This window comes from Asanoa ferruginea (assembly GCF_003387075.1).
Lineage (GTDB): Bacteria > Actinomycetota > Actinomycetes > Mycobacteriales > Micromonosporaceae > Asanoa > Asanoa ferruginea.
On record NZ_QUMQ01000001.1, the window covers coordinates 8829948 to 8855591 of the forward strand.

Genomic DNA, 25644 nt, shown 5'->3' on the forward strand with positions numbered 1-25644 from the left:
ACAAAAATCCCGGCTCAGCTCCGCGACAGGCGTCTGACCAGGGAATCCGCGCCTAGCGGATAAGCACCATGACGGCGTACGCCATCTGCGACCTCACGGTCTGAACTCACCACCACGACCGGCCGCCCGGACGGCTCGGCGCGGACCAGCCGGCGGATCAGCTCGTCGGCGGTCTCGCCCTTGCGGGAGAAGAGCACCCGCACGCCGCGCGGCGCCGGTGGCAGGCCGTGCACCCGCTCGGCACCGTCGAAGACCACGGTCACCTCGTCGCCGGTCTGTGCCGCGATGCCGCCCAGACCCGTGATCAGCCGCTTGCGCTGCTGTTCGAGCGACATCTCGCCGTACCCCCGTTTGGTGACGTTGTATCCGTCGACCACCAGGTGCGCGCGCGGCAGGGCGAGCAGCTGGTCGAGGCGCGCCGGGTCGTCGGCGTCGAGCGCCCGCGCGGCGGACGCGGGGGCACCGGGCTGGTCACCGTGCGCTTCGGCGACATAGTCAGCGGGGCGCCGATCGGTGGGTTCGAGGGCGAGCTCGCGGCGGAGCCCGACGGCGGCCTGCCCGATCGTCTCCAGCAGCAGCCACAGCCGCGCGTCGTCGACCGAACGGGCCTCCTTGGCGCTCTGCCGCGCGCTGCCGGCCACGGTCTCCGCCTCGGCGAGCCGGGCCTTGAGCCGGCGCAACTCGGCGTCGTGGTCGGCGGTGGCGCGGGCGGCCCGACCCTTCTCGGTGGCCAGCATCTCGGTCGCCTTGCGCTCGCGGGTCTGCAACTCGCGGAGCTGGCGCGCCTGCACCCGCAGCTCTTCACGGAGCTGGCCGAGCTCGGCGCTGACCCGGCTCAGCTCGTCGCGCAGCTTGTCGGCCTCGCTGCGGGCCACCGCGCGCTCGTGCTCGGCCCGGGCGGTGCGCTGCTCGGCGTCGCGGACCAGGCCGGCGATGGCGGCGCTGTCGGCCTCGGCACGCACCGCGTCGCCGGCCGCCTCGACCAGGTCGCGCCAGCCGGCCGGGCGGGCCAGGTAGGCCAGGGCGGCGACCTCGACCGGGTCGGCGGCGGCCGGGTTGATGCCCTCGGTGACCGCGGTGCCCAGGTCGCCGGCCTCGGTGATCACCCGCGCCGAGATCCGCTGGCGGAACAGCGAGTCGCCGGCGAGCTGCGCGGCGATGGCGGCACCGCCGAGCCGGGCCCGGCGGTTGGGTGCGAACTTGGCGACCCGGCGCAGCGGCACGGGCTGCTCGTCGAACGGCAGGCCGGGCAGCGTGGAGGCGGCCAGCGCGACCACCCGCAGGCGCACCGGCTCGGGCAGAAGAGGCTCGATCTCCGGCTCCGAACCCGCGGACGACGGCGTGACCGCTTCCTCGGGAAGGCGGCCGTCGCGCGATTCGGGCTCGGACATGGAGCAAGTCTCCCACCGCCGGCCACTCCGGCGCCCGTCGATGTAGTCGATCTTTTCCCACGGGTACGGCGGAGCGCGTGCGACCCGCGTGGCAGAAGTGTCGTACCGGCGTTCTAACGTCCTCGCCGTGGTGGATCAGCTCTTCGTCCAGGGCACTCTCGACGGCCTCCTGGCGGCCGGCGAGGTGTCCAGTCTCGTCGACACGACCTTCGTGGTGGTCGACCTGGAGACCACCGGCGGTGCCCCCGACGGGGGCGGCATCACCGAGATCGGCGCCGTGCGGGTGCGCGGCGGCGAGGAGCTGGGCATCCTGGCCACCCTGGTCAACCCGGGCCAGCCGATCCCGCCGTTCATCACGGTGCTGACCGGCATCACCGAGGCGATGGTGGTGCCGGCGCCGCCGATCGAAGAGGTGCTGCCGCCGTTCCTCGAGTTCCTCAAGGGCGCGGTGCTGGTGGCACACAACGCGCCCTACGACGTCGGCTTCCTCAAGGCGGCGTGTGCCAAGTTCGGCTACACCTGGCCCAACCCGCGGGTGCTCGACACGGCCGCGCTGGCCCGCCGGGTGCTGATCCGCGACGAGGTGCCCAACCGCAAGCTCGGCACCCTGGCCGCGCATTTCCGCACCCCCCGCCAGCCGACCCACCGGGCGCTCGACGACGCGCTGGCCACCGTCGACGTGCTGCACGCGATGATCGGCCGGCTGGGCAGCCACAACGTGACCACGATCGACGACGCGATCGAGTTCGCCAAGGCGGTCACGCCGACCCAGCGGCGCAAGCGGCACCTGGCCGAGGGGCTGCCGCATGTCCCGGGGGTCTACATCTTCCGCGCCGCCGACGGCCGCCCGCTCTATGTCGGCACCTCGGTCGACATCGCGACCCGGGTGCGCAGCTATTTCACGGCGGCGGAGAAGCGCGCCCGGATCTCCGAGATGCTCAACGCCGCGGAGAAGGTCGACGCGGTCGAGTGCGCACACGGGCTCGAGGCCGAGATCCGCGAGCTGCGGCTGATCGCGGCGCACGCCCCGCCCTACAACCGGCGGTCGAAGTTTCCGGAGCGGGTGGTCTGGCTCAAGCTCACCGACGAGGCCTACCCCCGGCTGTCGGTGGTCCGCGCGCTGGCCGAGGGCGACACCGCCTATCTCGGGCCGTTCAAGTCCCGGCGGGCGGCCGAGCTGGCGGCCGCGGCGGTGCACGACGCGATCCCGCTCCGGCAGTGCACGCTGCGCCTCTCCACCAAGACCACGACGCCCGCGTGTGCCCTGGCTGAGCTGGGCAAATGCGCCGCGCCCTGCGAGCACAAGATCAGTCAGGAGGCTTATGAGGAGACCGCGGCGGCCCCGTTCCGGGCGGCGACCACCGGCGACCCGGGTGTCGTCGTCGACGCGCTGATGGGCCGCATCTCCGTGCTGTCCGACGCGCACCGCTACGAAGACGCGGCGACGGTCCGCGGCCGGCTGGCCGCCGTGCTCCGGGCGGCCGTCCGGATGCAGCGGCTGTTCGGGCTGACCACGATCGCCGAGCTGGTGGCGGCGCGGCGGGCCGGCGACGGCGGCTGGGAGCTGGCGATCGTCCGGCAGGGCCGGCTGGCGGCGGCCGGCAACTCGCCGCCCCGGGTGCATCCACGGGCGACCATCAACGTGCTCCGCGCCACGGCCGAGACGGTGCTGCCGGGCCACGGCCCGGTGCCGAGCGCGACGGCCGAGGAGACCGAGCGGATCCTGTCCTGGCTGGAACGCCCAGACACCCGCCTGGTGGAAGCCTCAACCGGTTGGGCGTCGCCCGTCCGTGGTGCGGCGCGCTACCGGGAGTTGCTCCGAAAGGCGGAAGCACAGGGCTAATCACTGCGTAACCCCGCTCGCGGCCGACGATCCCGACGAGACTCACCCGTTCGCCCAGAAGCAACTGACCATTCGGACTACGGTGCGTGACTTAGTCTGGTAGAGAAATGCACTCGTGACTGTCTCGCCCGATTTCCCGGGCGAAGGCACGATTCTCGGGTGCCGGCCTCGTCAGGAGGTGTGCGGGCGTGGATGTCGACGCCGGTCACGGCGCCGCGCTGGGTCGTGTGGTGCCTGTCCAATCAAGCGACCTGCCCATCTCCCGCCGGCTACGGACATTCCTGTCCTGGCCAGGCTCCGACGACGACCCGGTCAACCGCCTGGTTCGCACGCATCGCGAGGTGCACGCCGGCGACGCCGGCATGCTGCGCCGCGCCTACGGCATCGCCGAGAGCATGCACCGCGGCCAGTTCCGCAAGAGCGGCGAGCCGTTCATCACCCACCCGCTCGCGGTCGCGCAGATCCTCGCTGAGCTGGGCATGGACACGACCACGCTGGTCGCAGCGCTGCTGCACGACACGGTCGAAGACACCCGCTACACGCTCCAGGCGCTCGACGGCGACTTCGGCCCCGAGGTGGCCCACCTGGTCGACGGCGTCACCAAGTTCGACAAGGCGTTCTACGGCAAGGCCGCCGAGGCCGAGACGATCCGCAAGATGCTGGTCGCGGCCGGCAAGGACGTCCGCGTTCTGATCATCAAGCTGGCCGACCGGCTGCACAACATGCGCACCCTCGACGCCCGCTCCCCCGCGTCCCGGGCCCGCATCGCCCGGGCGACCCTCGACGTGCTGGTGCCGCTCTGTGACCGGCTGGGCATCCAGTTGCTCAAGCGCGAGCTCGACGACGTGGTGCTCTTCCATCTCGAGCCCGACGGCTACGCCACGGTCGACGAGCATGTGCAGACCCGCACCGGCTGGGACGAATACGTCACCGAGGTCGCCCTGCGCGCCAAGACCACGCTGCGCCGCAACCGGGTGACCGCCAACGTCTCCTCCCGGCCCCGGCACTACTACTCGATCTGGAAAGACACCATCGAGGCCGGCTACCGGGTGCCGCACGACCTGCCCCGGATCGCGGTCGTCGTCGACGGCAACGAGACCGACTGCTACGCCGCGCTGGGCGCGATACACGGCTGTTGGCGGCCGGTCGCGGGCCGGTTCAAAGACTTCATCGCCTCACCGAAGAACAACCTCTACCGCTCCCTGCACACCACGGTGATCGGCCCCGACGACCGCTCGGTCGAGGTGCTGATCCGCACCGAGGAGATGCACCAACTCGCCGAATACGGCATCGCCGCGCAGTTCCGCTACCCGAAGACGCCGGTCGCGATGGCCGAGGCCCGCATCGAGCAGCTCACCTGGCTGCGCCGGGTGCTCGACTGGGAGCAGGCCACCTCCGACGCCGGCCAGTTCCTCGAGTCGCTGCGCTGCGACCTCGCCGAGGCACAGATCCAGGTGTTCGCCGAGGGCCGCCAGATCGTCCTGCCGTCCGGCTCCACGCCGGTCGACCTGGCCTACGAGTTGGCAACCGAACGCGGCGACCACTGCCTCGCCGCCACCATCAACGGCCGCCTGGCCCCACTGTCGTCCGAGCTCAACGACGGCGACGTGATCGAGATCTTCACCGAAAACGAGACGCCGGGTGTCCCCGTCCCGGGCGGGCCGCGCAAGGAGTGGCTCGGCTTCGTCAAGTCGCCGCAGGCGCAGATGCAGATCAACCGCTGGTTCGCCGACCACGACGAGCCCGGCATCAGCATCCCCGACAAGGTCCGCCTCGGCCGCGCGACGATCGGCCTGGCCCTGCGCCGCCACGACCGCGGCCTGGCCAGCGACCGCCCGCTGCGCCAACTCGCCGACGAGATGGGCTACCCCGACCTGGAGACCCTCCTGGTCGCCGTCTTCGACCGGGCCCTGACCCCGGAGACCGTCGTCGACCGCCTGGTCGCCCTCGTCGACCGCCGCGAATAGGGCCCGACCAGCCTGTGTGGGCGGTCCGTGAGTCCTGTTCGGTGGACTGCCTCTAGCCTTGTTGCGTGGATTCCCGCCCCCGCGCGTTGCGCGCCCTCGTGTACGGAGTTTTCTACCGGCTGCCCCACCCGGTGCGCCGCCGGCTCGTCCGGGCCTTCGTACCCAAATACATCGTGGGCGGGGTGACGCTGGTCCGCGACTCCGAAGCGCCGGCACCGGGGCGGTTGCTGCTGCTGCGCCAGCCGCCGGGGCGGGCCTGGGGGCTGCCGGCCGGCCTGCTGCGGCGCGGCGAGGCGCCCATCGTCGGCGCGGCGCGGGAACTGGCCGAGGAGTCCGGCATCCGGCTCGACCCACACGCGCTCACGCCCGCGTCGCCCAACGCCGTCGTCCACGCGAAGGGTTGGGTCGACATGGTCTTCGAGGTGTCCGTGCCGGCGTCGACGACCACGCTCGAGGTCGACGGTGCCGAGGTCTACGAGGCCGCCTTCTACCCGCTCGACGACCTGCCGCGGCTGACCACGGCGACCGCGCGGCTGCTCGCCTACTACGGCATCGGCCCGCTGGTGGCGCCCGACGACCCGACCAGCATGGAGCGGCCCAGCGCGCCGCGGCAAGAGGGAGCGCGCGATGGCTGACCTGTGCGCGGTGGTGCTCGCGGCCGGTGAGGGGCAACGGCTGCGACCGCTGACCAGCCTGCTGCCCAAGGCGCTCTGCCCGGTCGGCAACACGCCGCTGCTCGATCTCGCGCTGGAGCGGGTCGCCGGGTTCGGGCTGACCGGTCCCGCCGACGTGGCGGTCAACGCCAGCTACCTCGGCGCGCAGGTGGTCGCGCACACCGGCGAACGCGCCCACCTCTCGGTCGAGCCAGACCACCCGCTCGGCACCTCGGGCGGCCTGGGCAACCTGCGCGACTGGATCGGTGGCCGCGGCGTGCTGGTCGGCAACGCCGACGCCTACCTGGACGGCGATGACCCGCAGACGCTGCTCGACGGTTGGGATGGCGAGACCGTGCGGCTGCTCGGCCAGCCCGTGGCCGACAAGAGCCGGCCCGGCCTGTTCGGCGGGCACCGGTTCGTCGGCTTCTCGCTGCTCCCCTGGCGCCGGGTACGCGACCTCGCACCGACCCCGACCGAACTCGTGCACACCGTCTGGCGACCGGCCGAGGCCGCCGGCGAGTTGGAGGTGGTCGCCTTCGACGGCGTCTTCTTCGACACGGGTACGCCGCGCGACTACCTGGCCGCCAACCTGCACGCGGCCGGTGGCGGCAACCTCGTCGCGGGTGAGGTCACCGGCCGCTGCGTCCGGTCGGTGGTCGGCGCGGGCGCGACGGTCGCCGGCGACGTCACCGACAGCGTCGTGTGGCCCGGCGCGGTCGTCGCGGCCGGCGAGCGGCTCGACCACGCGATCAGGGCGGGCCGTTCCCTGACCGTCGCGGGCCGCTAGCATTCGTCCAGGCATGACGAGAGGAGCCCATCGGTGATCACCGCGATCGTCCTGATCGACTGCGCCGCCGACTCGATCCCCGAGGTGGCCGAGAAGCTCGCCGATCTCGACGGGGTCAGCGAGGTCTACTCCGTCGCCGGCGGCGTCGACCTCATCGCCATCGTCCGGGTCCGCGAGTTCGACCAGATCGCCGACGTGATCGCGGGTCGCATCTCCAAGGTCGACGGTGTGCTCAGCACCGACTCGCACATCGCCTTCCGGGCCTACTCGCAGCACGACCTCGAAGAGGCCTTCGCGATCGGCCTTCGTGAGTCCGACTGACCGGTTCGTCGACCGGGGCACCGACCGGCTGGCCCTGCGGTTCTACCCGCCGCCGTCGTCGACCGCCCCGGTCGCGCTGATCCTGCCCGCGATGGGCGCGGCCGGGCGGTTCTACCGGCCGCTGGCCGAGTCGCTCGGCGCCGCCGGCTTCGCCGTGGTGGTCGCCGACCTGCGCGGCACCGGCGACAGCACGCCGCCACCGAGCCGCGCGTCCAGCTACAGCTACGCCGACCTGGCCGACGACGTGGGCGCGGTCGTCGACGCGCTCAAGGCCGACTACGCCGACCGCCCGGTCGTGCTGGTCGGCCACTCGCTCGGCGGCCAGGCCGGCCTGCTGCACCTCGCGACCGCACCGGACGCACCGGTCGCCGGCATCGCGCTGGTGGCGGCCGCGGTGCCCTACTGGCGCGCGTACCCCCGGCAAGGTCTGGCCATCCTCGTCTACACCCAGTGGATCGCCGCGGTGGCCGCACTGCTGCGGGTCTGGCCGGGTTGGTCGTTCGGCGGCCGCCAGGCCCGCCGGGTGATGTTCGACTGGGCCCGCTCCGCGCGGACCGGTCGCTTCCCGGGCGCCGACACCGCGCTCGCCGGGCTGACCATCCCGGTGCTGGCGGTCAGCATCGACCACGACATCTACACGCCGCACGCGGCCGTCGACCACACGGTCGGCAAGCTGCGCGCCGCCACCGTCCGGCGCGAGCGCATCGCGCGGATCGAGGCCGAGGGCCGTCCGGCCCATTTCGCGTGGGTACGCGCACCCGAGCCGGTCACCGCCCTGATCGCCGACTGGTTCGCCGCCCTGCGCTAGCGGGCGTCGACTTCGCCCGACGAACACCGGCAAGATCCACCTGACCGTGGCCGGGGAAGATCATTTCGGCGGATCCCCGGTCCGACCAGCGGCTATACGCTTTGGATCATGCAGAGGGCCAACAACGTGCAGTTCTGTCTCGACCGCATCGGCGCGTCCCGGCCCGGGTGGTCCACGTTGGTCGTCGCGGGATCGGTCACCACCCGGGCCACTCCGGAGCAGGTCTGGGCCGTCTGGAGCGACCTGGCCACCTGGCCGCGCTGGTCACCGCTGCACCGGGCGACCGCCTGGGTCAGCCGGCCGGGCTTCGTCAAGGACGCGCAGTTCAGCCAGACGCTGGCGCTGGGGTTCCCGGCCGGCACGAGCACGCAACTGGTCACCCTCGACGATGTCGAGACGCTGCGCCAGGTGAGCTGGTCCGGCGACAAGAGCGGCCTGAAGTCGTGCCACTCGTGGCAGTTCACGCCGCTGGCCACCGGCGGCACCCAGATCAGCAACGTCGAGACCTTCACCGGCACCACCATCGGCCTGGTGCGCCCGCTCGTCGCCAACCGCTGGAACAAGCAGTTTCAGCAGGCCGTCGAGCGCCTCGCCCAGGCCGCCACCGCCGCCTGAGCCAGCCCGGTCTAGGCCGCGCGCCGCTGTTCCGGCGCGACCCCGCCTTTTCGGCTCGATCTCAGCCACACCGTCATCGGCGCGATGACCAGTGCGGCGCCGCAGCCTTCGCAGACCAGGTCGTCGTCGCCGGAAGGCGCGAGCGGTAAATCGGTGCCGCACACGGCACAGGTGAGTTCCTCTTCGCCACGCATGGCGTCTCCTTTCGAAGAGCGGAACCCGGAACGCGAGCGGCCATCATCACCGCTCAGTGGTCACGCTGCCACGCGGGTACGCCACACCGTGGGAACCGCGTCGGCGTGTCGCTTATGCACGAAAGGCGAGGATCCGCCGGGGATCCTCGCCTTTCGTCGGTTGAGAACTAGTGCTTCGCCTCGATCTCGCGCCGCTCCGGCGCACCCTCGACCGGCGGGTGGCCGGGCGAGACGGGTGCCTCGGCGGGACGCTCGAGCGGGCGGAAGAAGCCCTTGAGCGACGGGCCAAGGGCACCGAGCCGGTTCATCTTCTTGGGGACGACCCAGCCGGCGTAATCCAGTTCCTTGTGGTCGCTGCTGAGCGGCTGGTGCACCTCGTAGAAGCGGCCGTCGGGAGCGCGGCGGATGATGCCGGTCTCGACGCCGTGTGCCAGCACCTCACGGTCGTGCTGCTGGAGGCCAAGGCAGATCCGGTAGGTGACCCAGTAGAACAGCGGCGGCAGGATCAGCAGGCCGATGCGGCCGGCCCAGGTCATCGCGTTCAAGCTGATGTTGAACTTGTCGGCGATCACGTCGTTGCCACCGGAGAGCACCAGGACCAGGAAGAACACGACCGCCATGACGCCGAGTGCGGTGCGCTGAGGCACGTCGCGGGGGCGCTGGAGCAGGTTGTGGATCTTGTTGTCCCGGTTGAGCCGCGCCTCGATGAACGGATACATCATCGGCAGCGTGGTCAAGATTCCAGGCAGCACCACCGTCGGCCAGAAGATCGGTGGAATGACGTAGCCGTGGCCGCCGCCGATGGGTATGCCGATGTTTATCTGCCAGGCCGGCATCAGACGGGTCGAGCCGTCGAGGAACATGACATACCAGTCGGGCTGGGACGCCGCCGAGACGACACCGGCCTCGTAGGGCCCGAAGAGCCAGATCGGGTTGATCTGCAGGACACCCGCGAGGACCGCGATCACACCGGCCACGGCCATGAAGAAGCCGGCCTGCTTGATCGTGTAGCGCGGGAAGAACCGCTCGCCGACCACGTTGGTGTTGGTGCGGCCGGGGCCGGGCCACTGGGTGTGCTTCTGCTTGAACACCAGCGCCAGGTGGACGGTGATCAACGCCAGCAGGATCGCCGGAATCAGCAGCACGTGGACGATGAAGAACCGGCTGATGATGATGTCGCCCGGGAACTCGCCGTTGAAGATCGACGAGGTCGCCCAAGTGCCGATCAGCGGGATGGACAGCAGGATCGCCGAGGCGATCCGCAGGCCCGTGCCGGACAGCGCGTCGTCGGGGAGCGAGTAGCCGGTGAAGCCGGCGAGGAAGCCGATCCAGAACAGCAGCGAGCCGATGATCCAGTTGATCTCGCGCGGCTTGCGGAACGCACCGGTGAAGAAGATGCGCAGCATGTGCACGATGATCGCGGCCATGAAGACCAGCGCGGCCCAGTGGTGCATCTGGCGCATGACCAGACCGCCGCGGACGTCGAACGACAGGTCGAGCGACGACGCGTAAGCGGCGGACATGTGCACGCCGCGCAGCGGTGCGTAGCTGCCGTCGTAGACGACCTCCTTGAGCGAAGGCTCGAAGAAGAGCGTCAGGAACGTGCCGGTCAGCAGCAGGACGATGAACGAGAAGAGCGCGATCTCGCCCAGCAGGAACGACCAGTGGTCGGGGAAGACCTTGTTGATGATGCCGCGCAGCGGGGTGGCTACGCCGAGCCGGTCCTCGACCTCGTTGCCGGCCTTCGCCGGCAGGGTCTTCAGGTCAATCTTTCGGCGCTTCACGGCCGCTCCCAGAAGTCAGGTCCGACGGTAGCCAGGTAGTCCGACCTCGCCACGAAGTATCCCTCGTCATCCACCCCGAGCGGAAGCTGCGGAAGGCTCCGGCTCGCGGGGCCGAACACGGGCTTGGCGTTCTCGGTGATTTGGAACTGCGACTGGTGGCACGGGCAGAGCAGGCGGTTGGTCTGCTGCTCGAAGAGGCTCGCCGGGCAACCCGCGTGGGTGCAGATCTTCGAGAACGCGATGAAGTCGCCGTACATGAAGCCGGTGCGGTTGTAGCTGTCGTGCGGCAGGCCCTGCGCGTTGCTGGCCCGGGCCACCGCGGCGTCGTCGGGCCGCAGGTGGATCAGCAGCGTCGGCGAGTCGGCGTGTGCGTTCGTCGCGCCCTCGGGGATGCCGGGGAAGACCGTCATCTGACCGCCGACGCTCACGTCGGCCGGGCGGATCGGGGTGCCGTCGTCGCGGGTCATCCGGACCAGCCGGGTGCCGCCGTTGGGCTCCTTGATCGGCGCCCAACCGGTGGTGAACATCTGGTTGTCGGCGTGTGGGTTCTTGATCAGGCCACCGATGATCGGGGCGGCGATCACCACCGCGACCGGTGCGAGACCGGCGGCGGCCGCGAGCCCGAGCAGCGGGCGCCGCTTCACGCCGAGCTCCTCGACCATGTAGGTCAGCGTCTGGCCGACCGCCCGGCGGTCGCTCTCGGGGGCGCCGCCGTCGTGCCGGTCCTGGATCGAGACCTCCTTGGGCAGCAGCTTCTTGCCCCAGGTCAGGATGCCGAACGCGATGAACAGGAACATCAGGCCGAGCGTCACGCCGAGCAGCGGCGTGTAGAGCTTGTAAAGCGAGTCGCCGGTCTTGTAGCGCCAGGGCCAGACGATGTAGAGCACCACGAAGGCGGTGCCGAACAGGCCGGTGAGCAGGAAGAACAGCGAGACCGTGCGGTTCATCCGGCGCTCGAGCCGGGAACCCTTCTCGGGGTATTGCGGCTCGTAGTGCACGATCTCGACGCCGTCCTGGCGGGCGGCCGCCTTGACCTTCTCGAAGCGCGTCGTACGCGGGTCGTCGTAATCGATCTCCTCCGGAACGGACGACCCGTGGCCGTTGCCGTTGGACCCGGTGGTCTGGACACTCATGACTTCCCCGCAATCCACAGTGCCGTGAAGATCAGCGCGGTCATGCCTACGACGAAGACCGCCAGGCCCTCCGTCGTCGGGCCGAGCCGGCCGAGGTTGAAGCCGCCCGGGTCGCGGTCCTTCAGCGTCTCCTGCACATAGGCGACCACGTCGCGCTTCTGCTCCGGAGTGAGCTGGTTGTCGCCGAAGACCGGCATGTTCTGCGGGCCGGAGAGCATCGCGGCCCAGATGACCCGGTCGGTGGTGTCGCTGAGCCGGGGCGCGAACTTGCCCGACGACAGCGCGCCGCCACCGCCACCGAAGGCATGGCACGACGAGCAGTTGAGCCGGAAGATCTGGCCACCCGCCGCGACGTCACCGCCCGAGTGCAGGTTGTCACCGTCCGGAAGCGCCGGGCCACCGCCGAGCTCCTGCACGTATTGCGCGATCTGCCGGGTCTGCTCCTCGTCGAAGACGGGGGGCTTCTCGAGCGCCTGCGCGTTCTGCGAGCCGAGCGGCATGCGGCCGGTGCCGACCTGGAATTCGACCGAGGCGGCGCCGACGCCGATCAGGCTCGGGCCGCGACCCTCGATGCCCTGGCCGTTCATGCCATGGCAGCTGATGCAGCTGTTGTCGAACAGCGCCTTGCCCTCCATGGCGGCCGGCGACAGCGGCGCGTCCTGGGCGGAGATCGCCGGTGCGAACGCGGTGTAGAGGCCGCCGGCCAGCGCGAGGGCCGCGATCAACCGGAGGGCCGAACCCACCCGGCGGCGGGCCCGGCTCCGCGGCACGGCGCGCCGACTGCGCATCCGGGCGAGCAGACCGCCGGACCGGTGCGGAGATGTCATCAGGCTTTGTCCTTCACGGGTGTGCGACCTTGTCCCTGGGACGACGCGGGGGTCGGAAACGTGACGCTCATGATCACTGGAGACCGTAGATCATGAGGAAGAGTCCGATCCAGACGACGTCGACGAAGTGCCAGTAGTAGGACACGACGATGGCGGACGTGGCCTGCGCCGGGGTGAAGCGCCCCATCGTCGTCCGGATCATGTAGATGATGAAGGCGATGAGACCGCCGGCCACGTGGAGCCCGTGGAAGCCGGTGGTCAGGTAGAACATGGAGCCGTAACCGTCCGTGTTGATCTTAATGCCTTCGCCGACCAGCTTGTGGTATTCGAAGAGCTGGCCGCACAGGAAGGTCAGACCCATCAGGAACGTCAGGGTGAACCACTGCCGCAGCTTGAAGACGTCACCGCGCTCGGCCGCGAACACGCCCATCTGGCAGGTGATCGACGAGAGCACCAGGATGACCGTGAACGTCGTCGCGTAGGGCACGTTCAACTCGGGCGTATGTTCCGCCCAGAGCTGTGGCGCCGCGGCGCGGATCGAGAAGTACATCGCGAACAGAGCCGCGAAGAACATCAGTTCGCTGGAGAGCCAGACGATGGTTCCCACGCTGACCATGTTTGGTCTAGTCAGGGAATGGATCCGGCTCTTGTCGATCGCTGGGGCCGCAGTCACGCGGTCATTATTGCGCCCTACGAGCGAAGACGATCGCGGGGGTGCGCCCGGCGCGTCGCGGCCCGGCAAATTGCCGCAAGCCACCCCGGACTAGCCTGACGACGTGGTCCTGGCAGAAACGCCGCCGCCATTCAGCGTGGCGGAGGTCTTCACGGAGATCCGGCTCAATAGCTGGATCGCGGTCGTGCTGGTCGTGGCGGCCGGCGTCTACCTCTACGGTGTGCACAAGCTGCGGACGCGCGGCGACCGCTGGCCGGTCTCGCGCACGCTTTTCTTCCTGTTTCCCGGCCTTGGCGGTATCGCCTCGGTTACGGTCAGTGGCCTGCACGCCTATGACGAGACGTTGCTCTCCGTCCACATGGTGCAGCACATGGTGCTCTCCATGGTCGCGCCGATCTTCCTCGCGCTGGGCGCGCCGATGACGCTGGCCCTGCGCACGCTGCACGGCGCGCCGCGTCGCCGGCTGCTCGCCGTGGTGCACAGCCGGGTCGCCAAGGTGTTCACCTTCCCGCTGGTGGCGTTCGGCCTGTTCATCGCCACGCCGTTCGCGCTCTACTTCACCGGCCTCTACGAGCAGACCCTGCGGCACACCTGGCTGCACGAGCTGACCCACGCGCACTTCATCCTCGTCGGCTGCCTGTTCTTCTGGCCGCTGCTCGGCCTCGACCCGCTGCCCGGCCGCTGGCCCTACCCGGCCCGCGCGCTGCTGATGCTGCTCTCGGTGCCGTTCCACACGGTGCTCGGCCTGACCATCATGCAGAGCACCACGCTGCTCGGCGGCGACTACTACCCGTCACTGCACCTGGACTGGGTCAACCCGTTCGACGACCAGAAAGCGGCCGGCGGCATCCTCTGGGCGGGCGGCGAGTTCGTCAGTGTGACGATGATCGCGGTGCTGGTGGTGCAGTGGATCAAAGCCTCCGAGCGGGAGGCCCGCCGGGTCGACCGGGAGCTCGATCGCCAGGAGGCCCGGGAGCGGGCTCAAGATCAAAACGACGCGACGGTACGATCGGCGGCGCGCGACTAAACACGTGGGAGCCTTTCGATGACCGACCGCACGTACACCGTCCTGCTCTACAGCGACGACCCCAAGGTGCGCGACCGCATGCGCCTGGCCGTGGGCACCCGACCCGCTGCTGACCTGCAGGTCGAGTTCGTCGAGGCCGACGACTACGACGCCTGCGTCCGCCTGGTCGACGACTACGAGATCGACCTGATGCTGCTCGACGGCGAGGCGACCCCGGCCGGCGGCCTGGGCCTGGCCCGGCAGATCAAGGACGACCGCCCCAACGCCTCCCCGCCCGTGTGCGTGGTGATCGCGCGGGCCGCCGACCGCTGGCTGGCCGCCTACGCCCAGGTCGAGGGCACCCTGATGTTCCCGCTCGACCCGATCGAGACCGGCCGCACCGTCGCGGCGATGCTGCGTTCCTACGCGGCCGGCGGCCCGGTCACCGCCGCCTGACCTTTCACCCGACACCTCTGGCCCGCCACGGGAGGCCCGGCATGGGCGATCGGACCTGGCCCCACCTGCTCACCGCGCTGCTGCGCGGCGAGGAGCTAGCGACGCCCGACACCGCCTGGGCGATGGGCGAGATCATGGCCGGCGCGGCCACCCCGGCCCAGATCGCCGCGTTCGTGATGGCGCTGCGGGCCAAGGGCGAGACGCCGGGCGAGGTGGCCGGCCTGGTCGAGGCGATGCTCGCCGCCTCGGTCACCGTCGACCTGCCCGAGGAGATCCGCGCCGACGCGGTCGACGTGGTCGGCACCGGCGGCGACCGGGCCCACACGGTCAACATCTCGACGATGGCGGCGATCGTGGCCGCTTCGGCCGGCGTCCGGGTCGTCAAACACGGCAACCGCGCCGCGTCGTCCCTGTGCGGCACCGCCGACCTGCTCGAACACTTCGGCATCCCACTCGAGCTGGGCCCGGCCGGGGTGGCCCGCACCGTGACTGAGGCAGGCATCGGCTTCTGCTTCGCGGCCCGCTTCCACCCGGGCATGCGGCACGCCGGCCCGACCCGGCGCGAGATCGGCGTACCCACCGCCTTCAACTTCCTGGGCCCCCTGAGCAACCCGGCGCGGCCGCGCTCCGGCCTGGTCGGCTGCTTCGACGACCGGATGGCGCCGGTAATGGCCGCGGTGTTCGCGGCCCGCGGCGACTCGGTGCTGGTGGTCCGCGGCGAAGACGGCCTCGACGAGATCAGCACGGCAGCGCCCACCCGGGTGTGGGTGGCCCGCGAGGGCGCGGTCCACGAGACCCGCCTGGACACGGTCGACCTGGGTCTCCCCCGCTCAGAGCCCGGCGACCTACGCGGCGGCGACGCCACCTTCAACGCCGACGCGGCCCGCCGCGTATTCGCCGGCGAAAAGGGCCCGGTCCGCGACGCCACCCTGATCAACGCCGCGGCCGCGCTGGTCGCACACGCCGGCGCCACCAGCGACCTGGAGCCGGCTCTGGCAGCCGCATTGGACCGCGTGGCCACGGCAGTCGACACCGGCGCGGCAGCGACCCTCCTGGACCACTGGGTGTCGGTCGCGAAGGTTGCCCGCGCCGAAGGCCTGTAGCCCGCGGGGCCTGGCGGCGGCCGGCTCGGCCTGACGGTCGGTGATCGTTTGCATCCGATCAGCGCCGGAACGTCGCCTCCGCATGATCATTTGCAGCTCATCAACACCCAGCCCGGCGTCTCGCGCAGATCGGGCACACCTGATCACGACAGAGTCCCTGGACCACCCAGACCCGACACACATGATCAAGAACACGTGGCGAATCGTGTTGGACGCCAATCACAGCGGGCCGCGGCGGCCGATTCTGCAGATCTAGGAAAATGGATGTAGCTATAGCTACATCCATTTTCCTAGATCTCGTGTAGGCCCGGCGTGTCGATTCCGCCACGCCGTTATAGCCGGCGCTGGTGCCCAGGCCACGCGAAGTCAGCGGCGCGCGAAGCCCGCGGCTGCACAGTGCGGCATGCTCCGGGCACGCCGCTCGGAGCGAGCCGCTAAGCACGGGGCCGCGCGCGAAGCGGCGGGCGCAAGCCGGCGGGCGCAAGCCGGCGGCTCGTGTTTGGGGATCGCCCGACGCAGCCGAGCAAAGCGCGAGCCGGCGGTTCGTGCTTGCGGCTCGCCCGACGCAGCCGCACGGAGGCGGCGGCGCGCGAGGCGCGAGCCGTCTCCGTGTGTGCGGGTCGCCCGACGCAGCCGCGCAAGGCGCGAGCCGGCGGGCGCGAGCCCGCGGTTCGTGTGTGCGGCTCGCCCGACGCAGCCGCGCGGGGCGGTGGCGCTCGAGGCAAGCGGCTCGTCGTGCCGCCCGCTCGGGCGCAGGCCGCGCGAGGCAGCCCAGCGGCAATGCGAACGCGAGGTCGTGGCGGGTGGCGGTGAGTCGCGGCAGACGCCGCACATTTCGTCGCACCCCGCCGGCAGCGTCAAGCAGAACCACACACCAACCCGCACTGTAGGGCGGATCTCCTCGTCGGGCGCAGCCCACAAACCAGGATCTGCGGATGGGGACAAGGTGGAGCGCCCTACTGGACGAACGACCTTGTCCCCATCCGCAGATCCTGGTGCCCTAAGCGAAGCCCGACGAGGAGATCCGCCCCCACGGGCTGGCATCTTCTTCGAGCGGCCGGGGCCGGGGCAGCGCCCCGGTGGGGTCCGGGGCGAAGCCCCGCATCAAACCGCGGACCAGGCAAGCGAAGCGATCCCCGGCGGGAGCAGCGGTCCGGACCGAAGCGGACCCGGGCAAAGAAAAAGGCCGGCCCGATAAGGGGCCGGCCTTTAAGAAGAAGCTCAGTGCTCCGCGGTGCGGCGGGTGCCGGTGTAGTACTCGAAGATCAGGCCGCAGGCGGTCATGATGACGGAGATCAGGCCGATGGCCAGGAGCCACACCTGCCAGAACACCAGGCCGAGGCCCGCGATCGTGGCGGCCAGGGCGATCCCGAACGGCCAGTAGCTGCCCGGGCTGAAGAAGCCGATCTCGCCCGCGCCGTCGGCGATCTCGCCGTCGGAGCGGTCTTCCGGGCGCGGCTCGATGCGGCGGCTGACGAACCAGAAGAAGCCGCCGCACATCGTTGTGAGCAGGAAGCTCAGCGCCAGCGCGACCGTGCCCACCCAGTCGATGCCCTGGGTCTGTGCGTTGGTCCAGAACGCGTACACGAACGTGGCGGCGAACAGGAACGCCGAGATGACGCTGAACAGTTTCCATTCGGTGCGCATGGCGGCCTCTCAGCTCCCCGTGCCGGCGGCGGTGCCGCCCGGGTTGAAGTTCGACTGGTCACGTCGCGTCGGGAAGGGCGACGTAGTCGACGCCAGCGGGTCCTGGCCGATCGACTGGAGGGCCTGCTGGGTGCTCTGGCCGGCCTGCTTCGCCGCGAGGAACTTGTCGTAGTCGGCGCCGGAGACGGCGCGCAGCTCGAAGTTCATCATCGAGTGGTAGGTGCCGCAGAGTTCCGCGCAGCGGCCGACGTAGGCGCCCGTCTGGTCGATCGTGACCTCGAAGACGTTGCGCACGTTGCCCGGGAACACGTCTCGCTTGAACAGCAGCTCGGGCACCCAGAACGAGTGGATGACGTCGCGGCTGGTCTCCTCGAACCGGATCGTGCGGCCGGTCGGCAGCACCAGCACCGGGATGATCTCGGTGGTGCCCAGGGTGGACGTGACGGTCTTGCCAACCCGGCTGCCCTCGGTCGGGCCGTCCTGGTAGTTGAACTGCCAGTTCCACTTGAACGCCTCGACCTCGACGGTCACGGCCGGGTTGGTGGTCGTGCGGTTGATGTCGGTCTGCACGATCGCCGTGTAGTAGAAGAGCACCGACACGACCAGCACCGGAGCGATGGTGTAGAGGAACTCCATCGGCATGTTGAACCGGGTCTGCACCGGCAGCTTCTCGCCACGCTTGCGGTAGCGGATCACGCACCAGAAGATCAGGCCCCAGACGAAGACACCGACGATCAGCGCCGCGACAACCGAGCCGATCCACAGGTCGTACATCCGCTTGGACTGCTCGGTGATGCCATTCTGCGGCCAACCGAAACCGTCGACGTGACTGCCGACGTCGCAACCGGACAGCAGCACCAGCACCGCACCGGTGACGGCGAAGGCGGCCAACCGGACGACTGCCGGCCGCGCTTTCGAACGCTTAGCGGACACCTTGTGGTCCTGCCCCTCTCGTACCTGCCGTCACCGACGGTCGCAGATTACTCGACCAAGGTCCGCATAGCGCTCCGGGGGTCGGCGCGGCGCCGGGGATAACGTTTGATCGTGGGGGTTACCGAGGCCTACTTCGACACCGCGAGCGCGGCACCGCTGCACCCGGCCGCACGGCAGGCATTCGCGGCGGCGCTCGACGACGGCTGGGCCGATCCGGCCCGGCTCTATTCCCGCGCCCGGCGGGCCCGCCAGTTGCTCGACGCGGCCAGAGGGGCAACGGCAGATGCGCTGGGGGTACGCCCGGACGAGCTGTCGTTCACCGCCGGCGGCACCGCGGCGGCGCACGCGGCCGTGCTCGGCGGACTGGCCGGCCGGGCCCGCGTGGGCAGCGGTTTCGCGCACTCCGCGATCGAGCATTCGGCCGTGCTGCACGCCGCTGAGCAGCACGTCGCCGCGGGCGGCCGCGTGCACGAGGTCGGTGTCGACCGGTCCGGCCGGATCGACCTCGAGGCGTTCACGGCGGCCGTCGCACGACCCGGCACCGCGCTCGCCGCGCTGATCACTGCCAGCCATGAGGTCGGCACCGTGCAGCCGGTCGCGGCAGCGGCTGAGGCGTGTGGCCAGCACGGTGTGCCGCTCTATGTGGACGCCGCGCAGTCGGTCGGCCGGGTGCCGGTGCCGGAGGGTTGGTCGCTGCTCACCGCGAGTGCCCACAAATGGGGCGGACCGCCCGGGGTCGGGCTGTTGGTTGTGCGCAAGGGCACTCGTTTTCTGCTGCCGGGCCCGACCGACGACCGCACCGACCGCACCGCCGACCTGCCGGCGATCGTGGCGGCCGCAGCCTCGCTGCGGGCGGCGACCACGGAGGCGGCCGCGCTGGCGGAGCGGCACCGGGCGCTGGTCGACCGGATCCGGTCCACGGTGGCCGCCACGGTGCCCGATGTGGAGGTGGTCGGCGATCCGGTCGACCGGCTGCCACACCTGGTGACGTTCTCCTGTCTCTACGTCGACGGCGAGGCGCTGCTGCACGCGCTCGACCGGCGCGGCTTCGCCGTCTCCTCCGGCTCTTCGTGCACGAGCTCGACGCTGACGCCGAGCCACGTGCTGGTCGCGATGGGTGTGCTGTCGCACGGCAACGTACGGATCTCGCTGCACCGGGACAGCACGGATGCCGAGGTCGACCGCTTCCTGGCCGAGTTGCCGGGCGTCGTCGCCGACCTGCGCGCCGAGGCGGGGGTGGGGAATCTGTGATCTTGGAAACGCTCGACTGCCGTGGGCAGCGCTGCCCGCTGCCGGTGATCGCGCTGGCCCGCCGGCTGCCGGAGCTGCCGGTCGGCGCCACGCTGCGGGTGCTGGCCGACGACCCGGCCGCGGCTTCCGACATCCCGGCCTGGTGCCGGATGCGCGGCCAGCACTACGCGGGCTCCCCCGAGCCGCACGCCTTCGACGTGCGCCGGGAGAGCTAGTCGCGGATCCAGGAAAGCGTGCCGTCCAAGGGGTCGCCCGGGGACGAGGTGTCGACCACCAGGCGGCGGCCGATGTAGGGCTCGTAGTCGGCCATCCGCAGCACGACCTGCTCCCAGTCGGGGTTGACCGGCGCCGCCGCGTGCCGGGCCTCGACCCGCCGCCGGTGCTCCTCCATGTCGGCGCACCAGACCTCGACGATCCGCAGCGCCGCGCCGGTCCGCTCGCAGAGCGCCGGCCAGTTCTCGCGGGCCGCGGCGACGCCGTTGACCGCGTCGACGACGACGTCGAGGCCCAGCGTCAGTTGCGCCTCGGCCAGGGCGGCGACCACGCCGTAGGCCGCGACGCCCGGGCGCTTCTCGACGATCTCGTGCCCGCGCAGCACCCGGTCGACCGCGTCGACGGCGAGCACGGGCGCGGGCAGCACGGAGCCGACCCGCGCCGCGAGGGTGCTCTTGCCGACCCCGGGCAGGCCGGCGAAGACGACCAGCCGGGGGTTCACCCCTGGAGGTGCGGTCGTACGTCGTCGGCGGCCTCGGGCCCGTAGGAGTCGCCCAGCCGCTTGAGGAAGATCTCGGGGCGCAGCTCGTATTCCTGGCCGCCGGCGCCCTCGAGGACGAGCCCGGCGAGCAGCGAGCCGATCTGTGCCGAGCGCTCGAGGTCGAGGCCCCAGGACAGGCCGGCGAAGAAACCGGCCCGGAAGCCGTCGCCGACGCCGGTCGGGTCGACCGGCTGCACGTCGCGGGCGATCGGCACATGGATGCGCTCCATGTGCCTACCGGTGATCTCCACGCCGTTCTTGCCCAGCGTGGTCACCCGCACCTCGACCCGGTCGAGCACCTCGGCGTCGGTGAGGCCGGTCTTGCTCTCCAGCAGCGACTTCTCGTAGTCGTTGGTGAGCAGGTAGGCGGCACCGTCGATGAGCTGGAGGATGTCGTCGCCGCCCATCCGGGCGAGCTGCTGCGACGGGTCGGCCGCGAAGCGGTAGCCGAGGGAGCGGCACTCCTGCGAGTGGCGGACCATGCCCGCGGGGTCGTCGGCGCTGATCAGCACCAGGTCGAAGCCGCCGACCCGGTCGTTGGCCGGTGCCAGCTCGATGTTGCGGGCCTCACTCATCGCGCCGGCGTAGAACGACGCGATCTGGCACATGTCCTCGTCGGTGGTGCAGACGAAGCGCGCGGTGTGCAGCACGTCGGAGACGTGCACCGAGTCGCAGTCGACGCCGTGCCGCTCGAGCCAGGCCCGGTAGTCGTCGAAGTCGGTGCCCACCGCGCCGACCAGCACCGGACGCAGGCCGAGCCGGGCCATCCCGAAGGCGATGTTGGCCGCCACCCCGCCGCGCCGCACCACCAGGTCGTCGATCAGGAACGAGAGCGACACCTTGTGGAGCTGGTCGGCGAGCAGCTGGTCGGCGAACCGACCGGGGAAATGCATGAGGTGGTCGGTGGCGATCGAGCCGCTAACGGCGATCTTCATGTGGGCCCTCGGGGTCAGTGGACGAGTCACAGCGCGGGGTAGCTTACCGGCCGGTCAGACACGACGAACGGGACCGCCGAAGAAGGCGGCCCCGTTCGTTTGGAGGTTGGTGCGACTTAGTGGAACGAGTCGCCGCACGCGCACGAGTTGGACGCGTTGGGGTTGTCGATCGTGAAGCCCTGCGCGTCGATCCGGTCGGCGAAGTCGATGGTGGCGCCGGCCAGGTAGGGCGCGCTCATCCGGTCGACGACGACCTCGACACCGCCGAAGTCGCTGACGACGTCACCGTCGAGCGAGCGCTCGTCGAAGAAGAGCTGGTAACGAAGGCCGGAGCAGCCACCGGGCTGCACGGCCACGCGGAGCCGCAGGTCGTCGCGGCCCTCTTGCTCGATCAGGGCCTTCACCTTCACCGCCGCGAAGTCGGTGAGGACGACGGTCGTAGCCGTGGTCTCGGCCGACCCGGTCTGCGCTGAAGTGGTCACGTGGGATCTCCCTGCTCGCTGCGATCGCCGGTCCCTCGGACCAACGTGGTCTCTGTGACCAACGCTAGCCCGTTGGCCGGGCATTCCCCATCAGGGTCGCCACCAAATCTTACCGCCGGGGCCGTTCCTGGGCCGGATGAGGTCAATGTCACTACCTGGACCATTGGCGGGCGAGTCGCGAAGCGAGTTCACGCAGGCCATCAGCCGGGCGGGCCATCGCCTCCGCCTCGTCGCCGAAGTGCTCGACCAGGCTGTAGGTCTCGGTCACACCGGCGTTGGCCGCCTCCCGGCGCCCGGTGCTGACCCGGCCGGCCAGCACGACGCAGGGCAGGCCCCGGTCGCGGGCGCCGCCGGCCACCCCGGCGACCACCTTGCCGCGCAGCGACTGGTGGTCGAAGGAGCCCTCACCGGTGATCACCAGGTCGGCGGCGTCGAGGGCCGATTCCAGCCCGATCATCCTGGTCACCAGCCCGATGCCCGATTCGCAGCGGCCGCCGAGCGCGAGCACCGCCGCGCCGAGGCCACCGGCCGCACCGGCACCCGGCAGCGCGGCCAGGTCGGGTGGGCAGTTCGGCAGATCCTTCACGAGTACGCCGGCGAAGCGCTCGAGCGCGGCGTCGAGCAACAGCACGTCGGCGCGGTCGGCGCCCTTCTGCGGGCCGTAGACGCTGGACGCGCCGTGCAGCCCGATCAGCGGGTTGTCGACGTCGGTGGCCGCGACCAAGATGGCGCCGCGGATCATCGGCAGGCCGCCGAGCCGGTCGGCGTGGGCCAGCGCGGCACCGCCATAGGGCAGGGCGGCACCGGTCTCGTCCAGCGGCGCGGCGCCCAGGGCGGCCAGCATGCCGGCTCCACCGTCGTTGGTGGCCGAGCCGCCGAGGCCGATCACGACCGTCCTGGCCCCGGCCTCGACGGCGGCCAGGATCAGCACGCCCAGGCCGTAGGAGGTCGTCACCTTGGGATCGCGCTCCGCGCCCTCGACAAGGTGCAGCCCGCACGCTTGCGCGCTCTCCACGTACGCCGTCTGCTTGTCCGGGCTTATCAGTATTTGCGCCTCGACCGGGCGGCCCAGCGGGTCGGTGGTGCGCACCGGGAGCAGGGTGCCGCCGACCGGCCCGGCCAGCACCTCGACGAACCCCGGGCCGCCGTCGGAAAGAGGACGAACGGTCAGCTCGTCGGCCGGCGCCTGCTCCCGCCAGCCGGCGACGACCGCCTCCGCCACCGCGGGCGCGCCGAGCGTGCCGGCGAACTTGTCGGGGCAGACCAGAATCCGCATTGAGGCAGTGTGACAGCCCACAGCGGCCGGCCCACCGAGGGCGGGCGTCGCGGTGGGAAGATTGATCGGTGACGTCGACCTGGACCGAACCCGCCAACACGGCGACCGCCCTGCTGCTGCTCGGGCGTGGCGCCGACCCGTCGTCGGAGAAGGGTGTCGACTGCCCGGGCGAGCTGCCCGCGCCGAGCGACCCCGATCTCGTGGCCCGTGCCACCGCCGCCAAGGCGAAGCTCGGGTCGAAGGTTTTCGTCCTCGGCCACCACTATCAGCGTGACGAGGTCATCCAGTTCGCCGACGTGACCGGCGACTCGTTCAAGCTGGCCCGCGAGGCCGCGGCCCGGCCCGACGCCGAGTTCATCGTGTTCTGCGGCGTGCACTTCATGGCCGAGTCCGCCGACATCCTCACCACCGACGCGCAGAAGGTGATCCTGCCCGACCTCGCCGCCGGTTGTTCGATGGCCGACATGGCGCAGCTCCAGCAGGTCGAGGCGGCCTGGGAGGCGCTCGTCGACGCCGGTGTCGCCGACTCGACGGTGCCGGTCACCTACATGAACTCGTCGGCCGACATCAAGGGCTTCGTCGGTCGCCACGGCGGCGTGGTCTGCACGTCGTCCAACGCCAAGACGGCGCTGACCTGGGCGTTCGAGCGCGGCCAGCGGGTGCTCTTCCTGCCCGACCAGCACCTCGGCCGCAACACCGGCGTGCTGGAGATGGGCTTCGACGCCGACGACTGCCTGCTCTACGACCCGCACAAGCCACAGGGCGGCCTGACCCAGGCGCAGCTCGGCGAGGCCAAGATGCTGCTCTGGCGCGGGCACTGCTCGGTGCACGGCCGGTTCACCAAGTCGTCCGTCGACGAGGTGCGGATGCGGGTGCCGGGCGTCAACGTGCTGGTCCACCCCGAGTGCCGCTACGACGTGGTGACGGCGGCCGACTACGTCGGCTCGACCGAATACATCATCAAGACGATCGAGAACGCCCCGGCCGGTTCGGCGTGGGCGATCGGCACCGAGCTCAACCTGGTTCGCCGGCTCGGGCTCGCGCACCCCGACAAGCAGATCATGTTCCTCGACCGCACGGTCTGCTACTGCTCCACGATGAACCGCATCGACCTGCCCCACCTCGTGTGGGCGCTGGAGGAGCTCGCCGAGGGCCGGCTGGTCAACCAGATCACGGTCGATCCGAAGACCGCCGCCGAGGCCCGGTCCGCGTTGGACCAGATGCTCGCCCTGCCATAACTGTCAGTGGCGCCCGGCATTACCGGGTGCCACAGTCGTCCTGATTTCGTGCCAGACAACCCGGTGTGTGTGGCCCCACGCCCATCACCGAGCGCTATGCTGCCCGGGCGCCACTCCCGATCAACCCGCGATACCGCGTCAGGGTTACGGCCCTCCGTCGGATCGCAGCCTGCCCCCGGAGGTTGCCTTGCCCGATGACGTCCTGGTCGTACACGGCGGCACGCCCCTGCACGGTCAGATCCGGGTACGCGGAGCCAAGAACCTCGTCTCCAAGGCGATGGTGGCGGCGCTGCTCGGTGACGAGCCGAGCCGGTTGTTCGACGTGCCCCGGATCCGCGACGTCGAGGTGGTGCGCGGCCTGCTGGGCGTGCACGGCGTCAAGGTGACCGACGGCGCCGAAGACGGCGAGCTCATCCTCGACCCGGCCAACGTCGAGCGCGCGTCGACCGACGAGATCAACGTGCACGCCGGTTCGAGCCGCATCCCGATCCTGTTCTGCGGCCCGCTGCTGCACCGGCTGGGCCACGCGTTCATCCCCGACCTGGGCGGCTGCCACATCGGCCCGCGCCCGATCGACTTCCACATCCAGGCGCTGCGCGAGTTCGGCGCGGTCGTCGACAAGACCCCCGAGGGCATGCACCTGACCGCGCCCGCGGGCCTGCACGGCACCAAGTTCGAGCTGCCCTACCCCAGCGTCGGCGCGACCGAGCAGGTGCTGCTGACCGCGGTGCTCGCCAACGGCGTCACCGAACTGCGCAACGCGGCGGTCGAGCCCGAGATCATCGACCTGATCTGCGTCCTGCAGAAGATGGGCGCGATCATCACGGTGCACACCGACCGGGTGATCGAGATCGAGGGCGTGCCGCGGCTGAGCGGCTACACCCACCGGCCGATCCCCGACCGCATCGAGGCGGCGTCCTGGGCCGCGGCCGCGCTGGCCACCCGGGGCGAGATCGAGGTGCTCGGCGCCCAGCAGGTCGACATGATGACGTTCCTCAACGTCTTCCGCTCGATCGGCGGCGAATACAAGGTGACCGACACCCTGCCCCCGCGGGCCGGCTCGCCGGGCACCGAGGGCGGCATCCGGTTCTGGCACCCGGGCGGCGAGCTGCGCGCGGTGGCGCTCGAGACCGACGTACACCCTGGTTTCATGACCGACTGGCAGCAGCCGCTGGTGGTCGCGCTGACCCAGGCGAGGGGCCTTTCGATCGTCCACGAGACGGTGTACGAGCAGCGCCTGGGCTACACCGAGGCCCTCAACACGATGGGCGCGACGATCCAGGTCTACCGCGACTGCCTGGGCGGCACCCCGTGCCGGTTCGGCCGGCGCAACTTCAAGCACTCCGCGGTGATCGCCGGCCCGTCCAAGCTGCACGCGGCCGACCTGGTGATCCCCGACCTGCGGGCCGGTTTCAGCCACCTGATCGCCGCGCTGGCGGCCGAGGGCACCTCCCGGGTCTACGGGGTCGACCTGATCAACCGGGGCTACGAAGACTTCGAGAGCAAGCTGTCGGCTTTGGGCGCGCACGTCGAGCGGCCTTGACGTTTTATTGATTGACGCACG

26 protein-coding genes are annotated in these 25644 nt (G+C 70.7%); 14 read left to right on the top strand and 12 right to left on the bottom strand.

Annotated features, from left to right (window positions below):
• Positions 1–14 precede the first annotated feature (14 nt).
• Positions 15–1391 (bottom strand): NYN domain-containing protein, encoded by a 1377-nt coding sequence (locus tag DFJ67_RS41060; RefSeq protein WP_116075013.1) that lies wholly within the window; start codon positions 1389–1391, stop codon positions 15–17.
• Positions 1392–1518: 127 nt separating this feature from the next.
• On the opposite strand from DFJ67_RS41060, the gene DFJ67_RS41065 reads away from it, so the two are divergent.
• The 7 genes from DFJ67_RS41065 (at position 1519) to DFJ67_RS41095 (ending at position 8388) form a co-directional block, all read left to right on the top strand.
• A complete protein-coding gene (locus tag DFJ67_RS41065) occupies positions 1519–3234 on the top strand; it encodes a DEDD exonuclease domain-containing protein (protein ID WP_116075015.1) in 1716 nt (571 codons plus the stop codon).
• Positions 3235–3422: 188 nt separating this feature from the next.
• Complete coding sequence (locus tag DFJ67_RS41070) at positions 3423–5201, top strand: RelA/SpoT family protein (RefSeq protein ID WP_116075017.1); 1779 nt, start codon at positions 3423–3425, stop codon at positions 5199–5201.
• Between the two features lie 65 nt (positions 5202–5266).
• The gene (locus DFJ67_RS41075) at positions 5267–5836 is read left to right on the top strand and encodes an NUDIX domain-containing protein (RefSeq protein WP_116075019.1); all 570 of its coding nucleotides are present in this window, start codon (positions 5267–5269) and stop codon (positions 5834–5836) included.
• Complete coding sequence (locus DFJ67_RS41080) at positions 5829–6644, top strand: nucleotidyltransferase family protein (protein WP_116075021.1); 816 nt, start codon at positions 5829–5831, stop codon at positions 6642–6644. The genes DFJ67_RS41075 and DFJ67_RS41080 overlap by 8 nt, the downstream gene beginning before the upstream one ends.
• Positions 6645–6677: 33 nt before the next feature.
• Complete coding sequence (locus tag DFJ67_RS41085; protein ID WP_116075023.1) at positions 6678–6965, top strand: Lrp/AsnC family transcriptional regulator; 288 nt, start codon at positions 6678–6680, stop codon at positions 6963–6965.
• A complete protein-coding gene (locus DFJ67_RS41090) occupies positions 6952–7773 on the top strand; it encodes an alpha/beta hydrolase family protein (protein ID WP_239097185.1) in 822 nt (273 codons plus the stop codon). The genes DFJ67_RS41085 and DFJ67_RS41090 overlap by 14 nt, the downstream gene beginning before the upstream one ends.
• 108 nt (positions 7774–7881) lie before the next feature.
• Entirely contained in the window at positions 7882–8388 is a 507-nt protein-coding gene (locus tag DFJ67_RS41095; protein ID WP_116075025.1) for an SRPBCC family protein, read from the top strand.
• Between the two features lie 11 nt (positions 8389–8399).
• On the opposite strand, the gene DFJ67_RS41100 is transcribed toward DFJ67_RS41095, so the two are convergent.
• From DFJ67_RS41100 to ctaE, 5 genes are all read right to left on the bottom strand, one after another.
• On the bottom strand, positions 8400–8582 hold the full coding sequence (locus DFJ67_RS41100) for a hypothetical protein (protein WP_116075027.1): 183 nt from the start codon (positions 8580–8582) through the stop codon (positions 8400–8402).
• Positions 8583–8749: 167 nt separating this feature from the next.
• Positions 8750–10366: a cytochrome bc1 complex cytochrome b subunit gene (gene qcrB, locus DFJ67_RS41105; protein ID WP_116075029.1), complete on the bottom strand. Its 1617-nt coding sequence runs from the start codon at positions 10364–10366 to the stop codon at positions 8750–8752.
• Positions 10363–11499 carry a cytochrome bc1 complex Rieske iron-sulfur subunit gene (gene qcrA, locus DFJ67_RS41110; RefSeq protein WP_116075031.1) on the bottom strand — a complete coding sequence of 379 codons (1137 nt, stop codon included), beginning with the start codon at positions 11497–11499 and terminating at the stop codon, positions 10363–10365. Before qcrA ends, qcrB begins: the two co-directional genes overlap by 4 nt.
• Positions 11496–12326 carry a cytochrome bc1 complex diheme cytochrome c subunit gene (gene qcrC, locus DFJ67_RS41115; protein ID WP_116075033.1) on the bottom strand — a complete coding sequence of 277 codons (831 nt, stop codon included), beginning with the start codon at positions 12324–12326 and terminating at the stop codon, positions 11496–11498. Before qcrC ends, qcrA begins: the two co-directional genes overlap by 4 nt.
• Positions 12327–12399: 73 nt before the next feature.
• Entirely contained in the window at positions 12400–12999 is a 600-nt protein-coding gene (gene ctaE, locus DFJ67_RS41120) for an aa3-type cytochrome oxidase subunit III (protein WP_116075035.1), read from the bottom strand.
• 103 nt (positions 13000–13102) lie between these two features.
• On the opposite strand from ctaE, the gene DFJ67_RS41125 reads away from it, so the two are divergent.
• From DFJ67_RS41125 to trpD, 3 genes are read left to right on the top strand one after another with little or no spacing between them, the layout of a single operon-like run.
• Positions 13103–14026 carry a cytochrome c oxidase assembly protein gene (locus DFJ67_RS41125; protein WP_116075037.1) on the top strand — a complete coding sequence of 308 codons (924 nt, stop codon included), beginning with the start codon at positions 13103–13105 and terminating at the stop codon, positions 14024–14026.
• Positions 14027–14044: 18 nt separating this feature from the next.
• Complete coding sequence (locus tag DFJ67_RS41130) at positions 14045–14461, top strand: response regulator (RefSeq protein WP_116075039.1); 417 nt, start codon at positions 14045–14047, stop codon at positions 14459–14461.
• Positions 14462–14502: 41 nt separating this feature from the next.
• The gene (trpD, locus tag DFJ67_RS41135; RefSeq protein ID WP_116075041.1) at positions 14503–15564 is read left to right on the top strand and encodes an anthranilate phosphoribosyltransferase; all 1062 of its coding nucleotides are present in this window, start codon (positions 14503–14505) and stop codon (positions 15562–15564) included.
• A gap of 1221 nt (positions 15565–16785) precedes the next feature.
• Here the strand turns inward: trpD and DFJ67_RS41140 are convergent.
• Complete coding sequence (locus tag DFJ67_RS41140; RefSeq protein ID WP_116075043.1) at positions 16786–17211, bottom strand: cytochrome c oxidase subunit 4; 426 nt, start codon at positions 17209–17211, stop codon at positions 16786–16788.
• A gap of 9 nt (positions 17212–17220) precedes the next feature.
• A complete protein-coding gene (gene ctaC / locus DFJ67_RS41145; RefSeq protein ID WP_116075045.1) occupies positions 17221–18144 on the bottom strand; it encodes an aa3-type cytochrome oxidase subunit II in 924 nt (307 codons plus the stop codon).
• Between the two features lie 111 nt (positions 18145–18255).
• Between ctaC and DFJ67_RS41150 the strand changes: the two genes are divergently transcribed.
• Positions 18256–19395: a cysteine desulfurase family protein gene (locus DFJ67_RS41150; RefSeq protein ID WP_116077255.1), complete on the top strand. Its 1140-nt coding sequence runs from the start codon at positions 18256–18258 to the stop codon at positions 19393–19395.
• Between the two features lie 2 nt (positions 19396–19397).
• A complete protein-coding gene (locus tag DFJ67_RS41155; RefSeq protein ID WP_116077256.1) occupies positions 19398–19610 on the top strand; it encodes a sulfurtransferase TusA family protein in 213 nt (70 codons plus the stop codon).
• On the opposite strand, the gene DFJ67_RS41160 is transcribed toward DFJ67_RS41155, so the two are convergent.
• The 4 genes from DFJ67_RS41160 to DFJ67_RS41175 form a co-directional block, all read right to left on the bottom strand.
• Positions 19607–20110, bottom strand: coding sequence for a P-loop nucleotide/nucleoside kinase family protein (locus tag DFJ67_RS41160; RefSeq protein WP_116075047.1), 504 nt, complete (start codon positions 20108–20110; stop codon positions 19607–19609). The two genes, DFJ67_RS41155 and DFJ67_RS41160, sit on opposite strands and share 4 nt — an antisense overlap.
• Positions 20107–21084 carry a carbohydrate kinase family protein gene (locus tag DFJ67_RS41165; protein ID WP_116075048.1) on the bottom strand — a complete coding sequence of 326 codons (978 nt, stop codon included), beginning with the start codon at positions 21082–21084 and terminating at the stop codon, positions 20107–20109. The genes DFJ67_RS41160 and DFJ67_RS41165 overlap by 4 nt, the downstream gene beginning before the upstream one ends.
• Before the next feature lie 116 nt (positions 21085–21200).
• Entirely contained in the window at positions 21201–21566 is a 366-nt protein-coding gene (gene erpA, locus DFJ67_RS41170) for an iron-sulfur cluster insertion protein ErpA (protein WP_116075051.1), read from the bottom strand.
• 151 nt (positions 21567–21717) lie between these two features.
• Complete coding sequence (locus DFJ67_RS41175; protein WP_116075053.1) at positions 21718–22842, bottom strand: glycerate kinase family protein; 1125 nt, start codon at positions 22840–22842, stop codon at positions 21718–21720.
• A 68-nt stretch (positions 22843–22910) separates the two neighbouring features.
• Here DFJ67_RS41175 and nadA point away from each other — a divergent pair, with 68 nt between their 5' ends.
• Together nadA and murA are read left to right on the top strand one after the other, a co-directional pair.
• The gene (gene nadA, locus DFJ67_RS41180) at positions 22911–24080 is read left to right on the top strand and encodes a quinolinate synthase NadA (protein WP_116075055.1); all 1170 of its coding nucleotides are present in this window, start codon (positions 22911–22913) and stop codon (positions 24078–24080) included.
• A 187-nt stretch (positions 24081–24267) separates the two neighbouring features.
• The gene (murA, locus tag DFJ67_RS41185; protein WP_116075057.1) at positions 24268–25623 is read left to right on the top strand and encodes a UDP-N-acetylglucosamine 1-carboxyvinyltransferase; all 1356 of its coding nucleotides are present in this window, start codon (positions 24268–24270) and stop codon (positions 25621–25623) included.
• Positions 25624–25644: the final 21 nt, after the last annotated feature.

Excerpts from the sequence above, each read along its gene's own strand:
- DFJ67_RS41095 (WP_116075025.1), top strand. The coding sequence starts at position 7,882 with ATGCAGAGGGCCAACAACGTGCAGTTCTGTCTCGACCGCATCGGCGCG.
- DFJ67_RS41165 (WP_116075048.1), bottom strand. The coding sequence starts at position 21,084 with ATGAAGATCGCCGTTAGCGGCTCGATCGCCACCGACCACCTCATGCAT.
- qcrC (WP_116075033.1), bottom strand. The coding sequence starts at position 12,326 with ATGACATCTCCGCACCGGTCCGGCGGTCTGCTCGCCCGGATGCGCAGT.
- trpD (WP_116075041.1), top strand. The coding sequence starts at position 14,503 with ATGGGCGATCGGACCTGGCCCCACCTGCTCACCGCGCTGCTGCGCGGC.
- DFJ67_RS41060 (WP_116075013.1), bottom strand. The coding sequence starts at position 1,391 with ATGTCCGAGCCCGAATCGCGCGACGGCCGCCTTCCCGAGGAAGCGGTC.
- qcrA (WP_116075031.1), bottom strand. The coding sequence starts at position 11,499 with ATGAGTGTCCAGACCACCGGGTCCAACGGCAACGGCCACGGGTCGTCC.
- DFJ67_RS41175 (WP_116075053.1), bottom strand. The coding sequence starts at position 22,842 with ATGCGGATTCTGGTCTGCCCCGACAAGTTCGCCGGCACGCTCGGCGCG.
- DFJ67_RS41080 (WP_116075021.1), top strand. The coding sequence starts at position 5,829 with ATGGCTGACCTGTGCGCGGTGGTGCTCGCGGCCGGTGAGGGGCAACGG.
- DFJ67_RS41140 (WP_116075043.1), bottom strand. The coding sequence starts at position 17,211 with ATGCGCACCGAATGGAAACTGTTCAGCGTCATCTCGGCGTTCCTGTTC.
- DFJ67_RS41100 (WP_116075027.1), bottom strand. The coding sequence starts at position 8,582 with ATGCGTGGCGAAGAGGAACTCACCTGTGCCGTGTGCGGCACCGATTTA.
- DFJ67_RS41130 (WP_116075039.1), top strand. The coding sequence starts at position 14,045 with ATGACCGACCGCACGTACACCGTCCTGCTCTACAGCGACGACCCCAAG.